Source organism: Lysobacter sp. A421, assembly GCF_054052145.1.
Genome location: NZ_JBSVRL010000002.1, coordinates 1 through 12,943 on the forward strand (window position 1 = coordinate 1; position 12,943 = coordinate 12,943).

General features: G+C 65.3%; 11 protein-coding genes and 1 pseudogene. 5 read left to right on the forward strand and 7 right to left on the reverse strand.

Features of this window, described 5'->3' with window-relative positions:
• Window positions 1-198 precede the first annotated feature (198 nt).
• Complete coding sequence (gene tyrS, locus ACW7G6_RS05545) at window positions 199-1,425, reverse strand: tyrosine--tRNA ligase (RefSeq protein ID WP_456977725.1); 1,227 nt, start codon at window positions 1,423-1,425, stop codon at window positions 199-201.
• A 184-nt stretch (window positions 1,426-1,609) separates the two neighbouring features.
• Between tyrS and ACW7G6_RS05550 the strand changes: the two genes are divergently transcribed.
• Both ACW7G6_RS05550 and ACW7G6_RS05555 read left to right on the forward strand, forming a co-directional pair.
• A complete protein-coding gene (locus ACW7G6_RS05550) occupies window positions 1,610-3,049 on the forward strand; it encodes a peptidoglycan DD-metalloendopeptidase family protein (RefSeq protein WP_456977726.1) in 1,440 nt (479 codons plus the stop codon).
• A gap of 84 nt (window positions 3,050-3,133) precedes the next feature.
• Window positions 3,134-4,246 carry an anhydro-N-acetylmuramic acid kinase gene (locus tag ACW7G6_RS05555; RefSeq protein ID WP_456998124.1) on the forward strand — a complete coding sequence of 371 codons (1,113 nt, stop codon included), beginning with the start codon at window positions 3,134-3,136 and terminating at the stop codon, window positions 4,244-4,246.
• On the opposite strand, the gene ACW7G6_RS05560 is transcribed toward ACW7G6_RS05555, so the two are convergent.
• The 3 genes from ACW7G6_RS05560 to ACW7G6_RS05570 all read right to left on the reverse strand — a co-directional run bounded on the left by ACW7G6_RS05560 (window position 4,231) and on the right by ACW7G6_RS05570 (window position 6,764).
• The gene (locus tag ACW7G6_RS05560; protein WP_456977727.1) at window positions 4,231-4,581 is read right to left on the reverse strand and encodes a hypothetical protein; all 351 of its coding nucleotides are present in this window, start codon (window positions 4,579-4,581) and stop codon (window positions 4,231-4,233) included. The two genes, ACW7G6_RS05555 and ACW7G6_RS05560, sit on opposite strands and share 16 nt — an antisense overlap.
• Window positions 4,582-4,662: 81 nt before the next feature.
• On the reverse strand, window positions 4,663-5,958 hold the full coding sequence (locus tag ACW7G6_RS05565) for an AmpG family muropeptide MFS transporter (protein WP_456977728.1): 1,296 nt from the start codon (window positions 5,956-5,958) through the stop codon (window positions 4,663-4,665).
• Window positions 5,955-6,764, reverse strand: a complete 810-nt coding sequence (locus ACW7G6_RS05570) for an exodeoxyribonuclease III (RefSeq protein WP_456997719.1) — start codon at window positions 6,762-6,764, stop codon at window positions 5,955-5,957. The genes ACW7G6_RS05565 and ACW7G6_RS05570 overlap by 4 nt, the downstream gene beginning before the upstream one ends.
• 105 nt (window positions 6,765-6,869) lie before the next feature.
• Between ACW7G6_RS05570 and ACW7G6_RS05575 the strand changes: the two genes are divergently transcribed.
• The 3 genes from ACW7G6_RS05575 (at window position 6,870) to ACW7G6_RS05585 (ending at window position 8,828) form a co-directional block, all read left to right on the forward strand.
• Window positions 6,870-7,406 carry a GNAT family N-acetyltransferase gene (locus tag ACW7G6_RS05575; RefSeq protein WP_456977730.1) on the forward strand — a complete coding sequence of 179 codons (537 nt, stop codon included), beginning with the start codon at window positions 6,870-6,872 and terminating at the stop codon, window positions 7,404-7,406.
• Window position 7,407: 1 nt separating this feature from the next.
• Complete coding sequence (gene pyrE, locus ACW7G6_RS05580; protein ID WP_456997720.1) at window positions 7,408-8,070, forward strand: orotate phosphoribosyltransferase; 663 nt, start codon at window positions 7,408-7,410, stop codon at window positions 8,068-8,070.
• 71 nt (window positions 8,071-8,141) lie between these two features.
• Window positions 8,142-8,828, forward strand: a complete 687-nt coding sequence (locus tag ACW7G6_RS05585) for a hypothetical protein (RefSeq protein ID WP_456977733.1) — start codon at window positions 8,142-8,144, stop codon at window positions 8,826-8,828.
• Here ACW7G6_RS05585 and ACW7G6_RS05590 read toward each other — a convergent pair.
• The 3 genes and pseudogenes from ACW7G6_RS05590 to coaBC all read right to left on the reverse strand — a co-directional run bounded on the left by ACW7G6_RS05590 (window position 8,790) and on the right by coaBC (window position 12,860).
• Window positions 8,790-11,111, reverse strand: coding sequence for a phosphomannomutase/phosphoglucomutase (locus ACW7G6_RS05590; RefSeq protein WP_456998125.1), 2,322 nt, complete (start codon window positions 11,109-11,111; stop codon window positions 8,790-8,792). The two genes, ACW7G6_RS05585 and ACW7G6_RS05590, sit on opposite strands and share 39 nt — an antisense overlap.
• Before the next feature lie 41 nt (window positions 11,112-11,152).
• Window positions 11,153-11,626: a dUTP diphosphatase gene (gene dut, locus ACW7G6_RS05595; RefSeq protein WP_456977734.1), complete on the reverse strand. Its 474-nt coding sequence runs from the start codon at window positions 11,624-11,626 to the stop codon at window positions 11,153-11,155.
• Window positions 11,626-12,860: pseudogene (gene coaBC, locus ACW7G6_RS05600) on the reverse strand (bifunctional phosphopantothenoylcysteine decarboxylase/phosphopantothenate--cysteine ligase CoaBC). Before coaBC ends, dut begins: the two are co-directional and overlap by 1 nt.
• Window positions 12,861-12,943: the final 83 nt, after the last annotated feature.

Genomic DNA, 12,943 nt, shown 5'->3' on the forward strand with positions numbered 1-12,943 from the left:
TTTTCCCGCTGCCCCGACCCGGTGTTGCTGCGTCGAGCCGACCATCTTAACCGGTTTTCAGGGCACGTCAACACCTCGTGAACCCCGAAACCCATCAACCCGCTCCGCCGTCCTGCTCACTCCGGGTCGGCGCGGCCGCGTAGTCTGCACCAGTGGAGATGAACAGGGAAGCGGTTTCGCGAAAACCGGCTCCTGCTCTCAGGCTGCAACCAGTCGCACTCTGGCAAAGGTCCGTTTACCCACGGCCAGGACACCCTCGAAACCGGGGGCGAACGTACGTCCCGCGTCTTCCACTACTTCGCCATCGACCCGCACCGCCCGTTCCTTGAGCTTGCGATTGGCCTCAGAGTTGCTTGATGTCAATCCGGCAGCGGTCAACGCCGCGGCAATGCGCAGCCCTTCGGCCGGCACCACCAGGTCCCGAAGCGGCAATTGGGCGGTATCCCCCTGTCCGCGAACCACCGCGTTCCAGCCGGCGATGGCAAGATCGGCCGCGGCCGCATCATGGAACCGTGTGGCCAGCTCGCGGCCGAGCCGCAACTTCACGTCACGCGGGTTCAGCTGCCCCGCCTGGATCTGCGCCTTCAATGCGGCGACCTCGGCAATCGATATCTCGAAGCTGAGCAACTCGATCCAGCGCCACATCAACGCGTCATCGATCTTCATTACCTTGGTGACGATCTCCAGCGCCGGCTCGCTGATGCCTATGTAGTTGCCAAGCGACTTGCTCATCTTCTGCACGCCGTCGATCCCTTCCAGCAACGGCATGGTCAGCACCACCTGCGGCGGCTGACCGTGGGCTTCCTGCAAGCCACGCCCCATCAGCAGGTTGAACTTCTGATCGGTACCGCCCAACTCGACATCGGCCTCCAGCGCGACCGAGTCATAGCCTTGAACCAGCGGGTACAGGAACTCGTGGATCGCAATGGGCTGTTGTGCGGCGTAACGCTTGGCGAAATCATCGCGCTCGAGCATCCGCGCCACGGTGTGGCGAGACGCGAGCTTGATCATGTCGGCCGCCGTCATCCTGGAAAACCATTCGGAATTGAAGCGTATTTCGGTCTTGTCTCGATCGAGCACCTTGAACACCTGCTCGGCGTAGGTGTCGGCATTGGCCAGCACGTCCTCGCGGGTCAGGGGCTTGCGGGTGACGTTCTTGCCACTGGGATCACCGATCATCCCGGTGAAGTCACCGATCAGGAAGATCACCTGATGACCGAGGTCCTGGAACTGCCGCAACTTGTTGAGCAGCACGGTATGACCCAGATGCAGGTCCGGCGCGGTAGGGTCAAAGCCGGCCTTGATCCGCAACGGGCGGCCAAGTTGCAGACGGGTAGCCAGCTCGTCGCGTTTGAGCAGCTCGTCTGCGCCGCGCTCGATCAAAGCCAGTGCGGCGTCCGGGGAGGGTGTGGGTTGTGCAGACACAAGGAATCTCGCTGGCTGGATCATGACCGTGTTGCAATCACGATCATAAATGTGAAATAACTTGCCGATCGGGAACCCCGTGGGGAAAACCCTATTCAGCTCAAGGGTTTGACGCATACTCCTCGCGTCCTTATCGTAACGCCGTGACAGCGTCTTCACACACTTGCGCGCAGGTAGCCTCCGAATGACAGCACCAGATTCCGGTCCAGATCGGCGCCAGCGCCTCAAAAAGCTCCGCGACGCCGCCCTCTACCGACCGGTCCTGGCCCGACACCTGCCCGACGGATTCACCGGCCGCTGGACACGACGCCAATGGATGCAGGCAAGTCTGTTTGCCACCATCGGCATGCTCGTGGCGGCAATCGTACCCGGGTTCGGAAACCTTGGGTCTGATACCTCGCAGGCGCCACGGCATCTCACTGCGCTGCCGCTGCCGCCGCTGACATTGAAACAGGCCCACGCGCATCCGGACGACGAATGGCAACTGGTGCAGGTGCAGTCGGGCCAGACCTTGGGCGCGCTGTTCCAGCAGGTCGGGGTTCCGGCCAGCACCATGTACCGGATCCTCGACCTGCCTGATACCAAGCAGGTGCTGACCCGGCTACGCCCGGGCGCGGAGCTCGCTTTCGAGCTGGACACCGACGGTGCGTTGCGCGGGCTCCGTTATGATCGCGACGCCAGCCACCGCATCGAGCTCCGGCTGGACGGTGAGCAGATCGAACAGACGGTGATCAAGCGGCCCAGCCAGCGCCGCAGCACCGTGGCCACCGGCGAGATCAGCAGCTCGCTGTATGCCGCGGCACGCAAGGCAGGCCTGTCCCCGAACTCGATCGCCACCTTGACCGACGAGATCTTCCAGTACGACATCGACTTCACCGATGCACAAAAGGGCGACCGTTTCAGCGTTGTCTACGACCAGATCTGGCGCGAGGGCGAGCGCATCGGCAACGGCGACATCCTCGCGGCGACGTTCACCACGGGCGGCAAGACCTATTCCGGCTTCCGCTTCGAGCGCGATGGCAACATCGGCTACTACACCGCCGATGGTCGACCGCTGAAGAAGGCCTTTATCCGCATGCCCATTCCCTATGCGAGGGTCACATCGGGCTTCACCACGGCACGCAAGCACCCGATCCTGGGACGCACCCGCGCCCACCAGGGAGTCGACTACGGTGCCGGCAGCGGCACTCCGATCATGGCCGCCGGCGATGCCCGGGTGAAGTTTGTCGGCTGGAAGAGTGGCTACGGTCGCACCGTGGTACTGGACCACGGCAAGGGCTACACCACGCTGTATGCCCACATGTCGCGCTTCAGCAAATACAAACGCGGCGCCAGCGTCAAACAAGGCACGGTGATCGGCTATGTCGGCAGCTCCGGACTGGCGACCGGTCCGCACCTGCATTACGAGTTCCGGGTCAACGGGGTTCACCGCAATCCGCTGACCGTGACCATGCCGCCGCCGGAACCATTGAAGGGCGCCGCCTTGATTGCGTTCCGCGCCCAGACCGCACCGGCGCTGGCCCGGATTCGCCAGGTCGAGGAGCTGCTGGAGGGCAACGCACGGGTTGCCTCGACGAAGACGCCCTCGCCCAAGCCAACGGCCGGGGCCGACCAGAAGGCTTGAGCCAGGATGGCAGGCAACGCCCGCACGGGCCCGGTTGACCCGACCCCGGTCGCCTTGGACAGCAACGAGCTGTTCATCGGCCTGATGTCCGGCACCAGCGCCGATGGTATTGATGCGGCATTGGTCCGCTTCCACGGCTCCAACTGCTCCCTGCTGCTGGGCCGCACCTATCCCTGGGATGCCCTGGTACGCTCCCGACTGGTTGCCCTGGGCCAGGGCGGCGCGGCTCAATCGGTCGAAGAACTTGGCACCCTGGATGTGCAGGTTGCGGAAGCCTTCGCAGACGCTGCGGTACAACTGGTGAGCGATGCCGGCATCGCACCATCGGGAATATGCGCCATCGGCTCGCACGGACAGACCGTGCGTCATCGCCCGAACGGGGCGCTGCTCGATGGCAACCAACCCTTTACCTGGCAACTCGGCGACGGCAACCTGATTGCCGAGCGCAGCGGCATGACCACGGTGGCCGACTTCCGACGCCGCGACGTGGCTGCCGGTGGCCAAGGCGCGCCATTGCTGCCCGGCCTGCATGCGGCGATGTTGCACTCGCCCTATGAGGATCGTGCGGTTCTCAACCTGGGTGGAATCGCCAATTTCACCCTGTTGCCCGCCGGTGATCCAAGCGCAGGCGGCATGAGTGTTCGCGGCTTCGACACCGGTCCGGCGAACGCGTTGATGGACGCTTGGTGCGAACAGGAGCTGGGCCAGCCGTACGACGCGGGCGGCGCGTTCGCCGCGCGCGGAACGGTCGACGTCGCGCTGCTGGAACGTTTACTGGCCGATCCCTGGTTTGCACTGCCACCACCCAAGAGCACCGGCCGCGAGCAGTTCCATCTGGGATGGCTGTTGGGCCGTCTGGCGGGCACGGAACGGCCCGAGGATGTCCAGGCGACCTTGCTGGAGCTGAGCGCGGCCACCATTGCCGCTGCACTGCTCACGCTTCAGCCGGAAACCCGACGGGTACTGGTTTGCGGCGGCGGCGTACACAACGCTCGCCTGCTCGGACACATCGGTGCGCGGCTGCCAGGGATGCTGATCGAGTCCACCGCCGCGCATGGGTTGGACCCGGATTTCGTCGAGGCGATGGGGTTTGCCTGGCTGGCCCGACGGACCCTTTCCGGCCAACCCGGCAACCTGCCCGGCGTCACCGGCGCGAGGGGTCCGCGGGTACTGGGCGCAATCTACCCTGCCGCTTGAGGCAGGGCGTCACCTGGCGCCTCGACCGGCGCACCACCACGACCGTCATCAAGCGCATCGCTCGCGGCGTCTGCTTCCGCGCCGGAAGACTCAGCACGGCCGATCAACGAAAAGCCCGGATCGTTGTCGATCTGCTCCAGCGCCATGATCGCCGCCTGCAGCGCATCGGCGTCGGAGTCATCAAACCCCGGCCCCACGCCTGCTTCACAGGAAAACAATCCGTGTTCCAGCAAATGGATAAGCGTCTGCTTCTGGCTCCATCCGTTTGCACTGGCAACCCGGCGGATGCGCTCCAGCAACAACATGTCGATATCGAGTAGCACGGTTTCGCTCATGACAACCTCCTTCGACACGGTAACGCCGTGGCCCGATCCTGCATGAACGCGTACCGCCCGTGGCCGAGGATCATCGCGCCGTCACTCCCTGGATTCGAACAGATAGGTATGCCGCCACAGCCAGGCCAGCAACATCAGGGTCGGCACGATCGATAGCGAACTGAACACGAAGAAGCCGACGTAGCTCCATTTCTCGACCATGAAACCCGACATCCCGCCGATGATCTTACCCGGCATGTTGGCCAGGGAGACCAGCAGCGCGTACTGGGTTGCCGTGAATTCCCGGCTGGTCAGCCCCGACAGGAACGCGATCAGCACCACGCCGGCATATCCCAAGGCCAGATTGTCGCCGGACAACGCCGCCACAAACGCCCAGGTCTGGCTGGGGTTCATGGCCATCAGCAGGTACAGCAGGTTCGACAACGACAGTGCCAGCGCGCCAATCAAAATGGAGCGGCGCATGCCCAGCGCCGCCACCGACACGCCGCCCAGGAAGGCGCCGGCAATCCCGATCCAGACCCCGTACAACTTCGATACGGTCGCGATCTCGGCCTTGCTGTAGCCGGTGTCGATATAAAACGGTCCGGCGACCACGCCGAGCATCTGGTCGGGCAGCTTGAACAGCCCGACGAACACCAGCAGCGCGATCGCCACTACCACCCCGTGGCGGCGAAAGAACTCGTTGAACGGGCCGACGAATGCCTCGCCAAAACTCTTGCGCTCACGCACCTGGATATCTACCGGTTCGCGCGCCAGCAGTACCGCCACCAGCGGCAACAACAACACCACGGCCATGGTCAGGTAAGCGATCCGCCAGCCGCTGAACTCGGCGATATACAGCGCGCCCGCGCCCGACACGATCAATCCGATGCGGTAACCGAGCGTATAGGTGGCGGCCAGCGCGCCCTGGGCGTGGACCGGTGCAATCTCGATCCGGTAGGCATCCACCACGGTGTCCTGGGTGGCGCCGGCAAACGCGGTCAGCGCGGCCAGGCCGACAAAGGTGGCCAGTTGCACCGGCCCGGTGAAGGCCATCCCGGCCAAGGCCGCGATCAGCACCGCGATCGCCAGCACCAGCCAGCCGCGGCGCCGGCCAAGCACACCCAGCAACGGGGCGTTCCAGCGGTCGATCAACGGCGCCCACAGGAACTTGAACACATAGAACATGCTGACGTAGCTGAGCAGGCCGATCGTGCTCAGCTCCAGCCCGTACTCGCGCAGCCAGATCGACAAGGTGTAGCCGACCAACAGGAACGGCAGGCCACACCCAAATCCCAGGAAAAACATGGTCCCCGCCGATGGCGTGCCAAACGCGGCCAGGATGCCGCGCCAACCCTTGGGCCTGGCCGGAGCCGGGGCCGCTGCGGCAGCGCTCAACCCAACTCTCCCCGGTAGTCCACGACGAATGGCGCGTGATCGGAGAACCGCGGCTCACGCAGGATCGAGCACGCCTGCACCCGCGTCGCCAGCGCGGGCGTCACCAGCTGGTAATCGAGCCGCCAACCCACGTTGTTGGCATAAGCCGCGCCGCGGTTGCTCCACCAGGTGTAATCCTGACCCTCGGGGTGCAGTGCCCGATAGGCGTCGGTCCAGCCAGAGCGGTCGCCCTGACCCGGCCCGCACAGGCCGTTGAGCCACTCACGCTCCGGTGGCGTGCAGCCGGAGTTTTTCTGGTTCGATTTCCAGTTCCGGATATCCAGTGCGGTGCGCACGATGTTCCAGTCGCCGCACAGCACGTAGTCGCGACCGCTGGCCAGCCACTCGTCCAGCGTTGGCTGGAGCCAGTCCATCACCTCGAACTTGAAACCCTGGCGCAGCTCGCCCGAGGAACCCGACGGTATGTAGAACGACACCACGCTGAGGTTGCCAAAACGCGCCTCGATGTAGCGCCCTTCCTCGTCGAAAGGCGCCCAGCCCAGCGCGGTACGGACCTCGTCGGGCTCACGCCGGCTGTAGATCGCCACCCCGCTGTATCCCTTTTTGGTGGTCGCATCGCGAAAGAAGGCACGATAGCCATCGGGCAGGAACGCCGGATCCAGGCCGTCGGGGCCGTGAAGCTGGTGCTCTTGCGCCTTGGTCTCCTGGACGCACAACACGTCGGCGTCCTGTTCGCGGAACCAGTCGAAAAAACCCTTGCGGGCCGCCGAGCGCAACCCGTTGGCGTTGAAGCTGATAATGCGCAAGGTGCGCTCCGCGATGGGGGATTGGCGATCATAACAATGCCGCCATGGCACGCGCAGCACCACGTCCCGGCCGTGAAGGCCAACGGGTGTCTTATCATCGGTCGCATGCACGAGCCGGCGGACATCCAGGTGGTGGTGGTGGCCGACGCCACCCACGTCGCCGCGATACGGCGCCTGCGGGTCGCCCCGGGACAATCGGCGTTTGTCGGTGACATCGTCTTCAACCTGGCCGATGCGCAGCGTGACCGGCTCAGCGATGCAATGGCGATCCTGCACGCGGGCCAGCTGGTCGGCTTTTATCGACTCGATCGCGCGCCGCGCGCCGTTACCGGTCGTCGCCTCGACCGGCCACACCTGGGCTTGCGAGCATTCGTGATCGATCGCCAGCATCAGGGCCGGGGTTTGGGTACACGCGCCATCCGGGTGTGTTGCGCCGATGCATTGCGGCGTTACCCGCTGCGTCGGCTGTTGGCGTTGACGGTGAACTGCGACAATATTGTCGCCCGCGCCGCGTATGCCCGCGCCGGGTTTCGTGACACCGGCGAGCTCTATCCCGGTGGCCCTGCGGGACCTCAACGGCTGATGCTGTGTCATTTGGACAAACCCGCCACCGATCCACCCTCCCTGCCTGGACCCAGCTGACATGAACGACCATCGCACCCGATTCCTGCAACTTGGGTTGCGCGTAGACGCGCTGCGCTTCGGTGAGTTCACGTTGAAATCCGGTCGCGTCAGCCCGTACTTCTTCAATGCCGGGCGGTTTGATTCCGGTGCCTCGATGGCCACGCTGGCCGGCTGCTACGCCGACGCCATCGATGCGGCGGGGATCGAGTTCGACCTGATCTTCGGGCCGGCCTACAAAGGCATCCCGCTGGCAACGGCGCTGGCCTGCGAATACGCCCATCGTGGGCGTGACCTGCCGGTGGCCTTCAACCGCAAGGAGCCCAAGGCCCACGGCGAAGGCGGCAGTCTGATCGGCGCTTCGATGGAAGGCCGGCGGGTGTTGGTGATCGATGACGTGATCACCGCCGGAACCGCGATCCGTGAAGCGCTGGGCATTATCGACCGCGCCGGCGGCACCACGGCCGGGATCGTGATCGCACTGGACCGGCAGGAAGCCGTGGACCCGGCGCACAGCCGACGCTCGGCGGCACAAACTGTCGCTTTGGAGCACAGCCTCCCGGTCGTCGCGGTCGCCAGCCTGGACGACCTTCTCGCCCTGGCGTCCGGCTCGGGAGCGCTGGGCGACCACCACGAGCGCCTGTTGGCCTATCGCGCACGCTACGGCGGCGACCCGGACGACTGAGCTGCGGGGCACACGGCTTGGCCCGACTCTTGCGTTATCTGTCAGGTGATAGCGACAGGTAGATGCCCGACATGAACAATCTTCCGCCCCGATCCATCATCCAGGCGCTCGCCGTCGGCCTGCTGTTGGTGACCGCGCCGGCGCTGGCCCAGAAAACGGAAGCCAAGAAGATCTATTGCTGGCAGACCGAAACCGGCAAGGTCTGTGGCGACGCGCTGCCCGCCAGCGCGGTCGACAACGCACGCACCGAATTCAGCGTCAGCGGCATGGCGACCAAGCAGGTGCAACGTGCGCCGACCGAGGCGGAACTCAAGGTCGCCCGGGCGCAAGCCTTGCTTGGCAAGGAGGCAGCGCGCGTCAACGCCTCGCAGACCCGACAGGAAAACGCCATGGTGGCGTCGTTCGCCACGGACGTGGAGCTGGAGCAGAACTTCAAGAACCGCATCGAGGTGATCGAGTCGAACATCGAGACTTCCCGGATCGGGATAAAGAGCACGCGGCGAAGCCTGCTGAACCTGTTACAGCGGGCAGGACAAGCGGAACTGGCGGAAAAGCCGGTCGCCAAGACGCTGGCGGGCAACATCGCGAGCCAGCACCAGGCGCTGCGCGGGCACCAGCAGTTGCTGGAGGCACGGCAACGTGAGCTCGGCACGATCGACGAGGAGCTCAGCGCCGCACTCTCCCGTTACCGGGAACTGAAGCCGGCGGGCCCTGCCGGGTCAGAAGGGCAGCTCGAGGTCCTGGTCAACCGCCAATAGCTTCTCCCGGAAGACGCCCTTGATCCGGGCCATCGCCGCCTGGCTGTCGGCATCGAACCGCATCACCAGTACCGGCGTGGTGTTGGAGGCACGCACCAGCCCCCATCCGTCGGGCCAGTCAACCCGCAGGCCATCAATGGTGGTCAACCGCGCGGCATCGAAACTGGTACTGGCAATGAACTGATCGACAAACGCGTGCGGGTCGTCGTTCGGCGCGGCGACCTTGATCTCGGCCGTGGCCACGCCATCGGGCAATGCATCGAGCAGGTCGCTGGGACGGTCGGCTTGTCCACCCAGGATTTCCAGCAGGCGGGCGGCCGCATAAATGCCGTCGTCAAAGCCGTACCAGCGCTCCTTGAAGAAGAAGTGACCGCTCATCTCGCCGGCCAGCTCGGCCTGGGTCTCGCGCATCTTGGCCTTGATCAGCGAATGGCCGGTCTTCCACATCAGCGGGCTGCCGCCGTGGCGCAGGATGTAGCCTGGCAGTCGGCCGGTGCACTTCACATCGAAGATGATCTGTGCCCCGGGGTTGCGTTCCAGCACGTCGGCGGCGAACAGCATCAGCAGCCGGTCGGGGAAGATGTTGTGGCCGTCGCGGGTAACCACGCCCAGCCGGTCGCCATCACCATCGAAGGCGATGCCCAGGTCGGCATCCAGCCGCTCGACCATCTGCACCAGGTCGGCCAGGTTCTGCGGCTCGCTGGGATCGGGATGGTGGTTGGGGAAGGTGCCGTCGATCTCGCAATACAGCGGCACCACCTCGGCTCCGATCGCCGTGAGCACCTTCGGCCCGAGCTCGCCGGCGACGCCATTGCCGGCATCAACCACCACCTTCAGCGCGCGATCAAGCTGGATGTCGGAGGCGACCCGCCGGACATAGTCATCGTCGATGGTGCGCTGTTCCAGGCTGCCTTCGACCGGCGCGACATGCAGCCGGTCCTCGGCAATGCGCGCATACAGGTCAGTGATCGCCTCACCCGACAAAGTCTCCTCGCCGACCACGATCTTGAAGCCGTTGTAGTCCGGCGGGTTGTGACTGCCGGTGACCGAGACGCAGGAGCCGGTCTTCAGGTGATAGGCGCCAAAATAAACCAGTGGCGTGGGTGCCAGGCCGATGTCGATCACATTGCGGCCCGCCCTGCGCAGCCCCGCGATCAACCCGGTGACCATGTCGGGGCCGGACAAGCGCCCATCACGGCCCACCACGATTTCTTCCAGATTCTTGTCGTGCATCAACGAGCCAATGGCATGGCCAATCAGCTCGGCCACGCCCAGGTCAAGGCTCTGGCCGACAACGCCGCGGATGTCATAGGCACGAAAAATGCCCCGATCCAGTGCTACCGGAGTGGAAGCAATGCCAGCCGCCTTTGTCGTGGCGGTGCCGGCGTCCGGGGACGCGTTCTCCCCCATCGATTCCGCCAGGGTCAGCGTCGACTCCCCGGTATCGTCCTGCTCGTCATTTCCAGCCGCCTGACGCCGCGCCACTATCGCCGGCCCGCGCCAGCACAGCACACCCAGCAATGCCAGCAATGCGGCGAGGATGCCGCAACCCAGCGGGCCCAGGCCGAAAGGCGCAGCGGCAACGCGCGGGGCGGCGGCGGCGATGCGCATATCGTTGCCCGGTACCTTGACCGCCAGAACCTCGGCGCCGCCGGCCAGGCCGACGTCACCGCGTTCAACAATATTGTAGTTGCCCTGGCGCAGCGCCAGGTAGGTGTCATTGGCCACCGATACCGCCACCAACGGCGAGGTGAGCCGCTCCAGTGGCAGGTAGACCAAAGCCACGGCAACCGGCTCGCCGTCGCGGTTTACCGGCGCCGCCAGCGCCAGCCGGTTCTTGCCATCACCACGAATGACAGCATTGACCGGCTGGCCCTCCGCCAATGCCGACTCCAGCACCGCCAGACGGCCGTAGCCCCCTTCCGGCAGGGCGGCGTAGCCGGAATCAAGCGCCGGATTTACCAGCGCCGCGTCGCTGGCACCGGGCCAGTCCTTGACCAGCAACTCGGCCGCGTGATCGAGTTGGCCAGCTGCCACGGCGGCCGCCAGCACCGGGTCGGCCAACCGCTGGGCGAAGCGCTCCCGCTCAGCCGCCAGCGTGGCCGCTGTCGCCTGCACCGCCGTGTCGCGCGATTGTTCCAGCACCATCCGGCGGTTGGCGTCGCCATGCTGCTGCCAGCCACTCCAGGCAAACCACAGCGCCAGCAGCGCGCAGACCCCGGCCACCAGTGGCAAAAACGGTTTGAGCGGCTCCAGCGACAGCTCGGGCCGGGTAAATTTCATATCAACCATGACTTCCCCTTCAGTACCTAACGCGAGTGCGCCTAGCGGACGCCGGTGTGGCCAAAGCCACCGGTTCCACGGACGCTGTCGCCAGATTCATGTGCGGCGAATTCCTCCACCACCTGCAGCTGCGCCCGCACCACCGGCAGGACCACCAGTTGGGCGATACGATCCCCAGGCGCCATCGTAAAAGGCTGATCGCCCCGGTTCCAGACGCTGATCATCAACGGACCCTGATAATCGGCATCGACCAGACCGGTGCCGTTGCCCAGCACTATGCCGTGTTTGTGGCCCAGCCCGGAGCGGGGCAGGATCACCGCGCACAAACCGGGGTCGCCAATGTGGATGGCCAAGCCTGAAGCAACCAGCGCCGTAGCGCCCGGCAACAGGGTGAGCGCGTCGTCAAGCGCCGCACGCAGGTCCAGACCGGCGCTGGCGGGGGTGGCGTATTCGGGTAGTGGCCAGCAATCGCCAAATCTTGGATCAAGGATCTTCAGTTCCAGGGTGTGGTGCATCAGATAATCCGCGATGTCTGTGGAGGTATCGCCGGCAACTGCCTGACGACCAGGTCCAGCAGGCGGTCGGCCAGTTCGTGCTTGGATGCGGTGCCCAACGGGTACTCAAAGCCGGCGCCGTAAACGACCAGGGTGTTCTCGTCCGCCGCGAAACCCGAGCCGGGCAAACCGACCCGGTTGGCAGCGATCAGGTCCAGCTGCTTGTCGACCAACTTGGCGCGTGCATGGCGCTCGACATCATCGGTCTCGGCCGCGAAACCGACCAGCAGGCGAGGCCGCAATGGACTCCCAACCAGGTCGGCCAGGATGTCCCGGGTTCGCACCAACTGCAGGGTCAATCCTTCACCGCCGGCTTGCTTCTTGATCTTTGCCGTGGCGACCTGCGCGGGGGTGAAGTCGGCGACGGCGGCGGCGGCGACATACACCTGCGCCGGCAAGGCCTGCATCACCGCAGCGTGCATCTGCGCGGCCGAGCGTACGTCCACCCGGGTGACCTGGGCCGGGGTTGCCAGCGCCACCGGTCCGGCAACCAGGGTGACCTGGGCTCCACGACGGGCGGCGGCGGCGGCGATGGCAAAACCCATCTTTCCGCTACTGCGGTTGCCCAGGAAGCGCACCGGATCGATGTCCTCATAGGTGGGACCCGCGCTCACCACGACATGACGCCCCGCCAGCGTCCCGGGCTTCACGCTGAGGCCCGGGCCAGCTCGGCAACGATTTCATCGGGCTCCAGCAAGCGACCTTCGCCCACCTCGCCGCAGGCCTGATCACCCGCGCCGGGGCCCAGAACCATCACCGAGCGTTCGCGCAGGGTTTCAACGTTGGCCCGGGTCGCCGCGTTCGCCCACATCAGCCGGTTCATGGCCGGTGCGATCGCCAGCGGCGCATCGGTCGCCAGGCACAGCGTACTGACCAGGTCGTCGGCGAATCCGTGGGCCAGCTTGGCGATGATGTTGGCGGTGGCCGGTGCGATGAGGATCCGGTCGGGCCATCGCGCCAGCTCGATATGACCCATCGCCGCTTCGGCGGCCTCATCCCACAACGACGTGCGCACGGGACGGCCCGACAGCGCCTGGAAAGTGGCTGCGCCAACAAACCGCCGGGCATTGTCGGTCATCACCACCTGCACCTGTGCACCCGATGCACCGAGCCGGCGGACCAGCTCCGCCGCCTTGTACGCGGCAATGCCGCCGCACACGCACAGCAGGATCTTTTGTCCTTGGAGCGCTGACACGTTGGGGAAATTCCTACTGCGGGACCAAGCCTTAGCTTACCCGACGCGAAGGGCGGTTCCGATGTCAGGCACCGGGACAATGC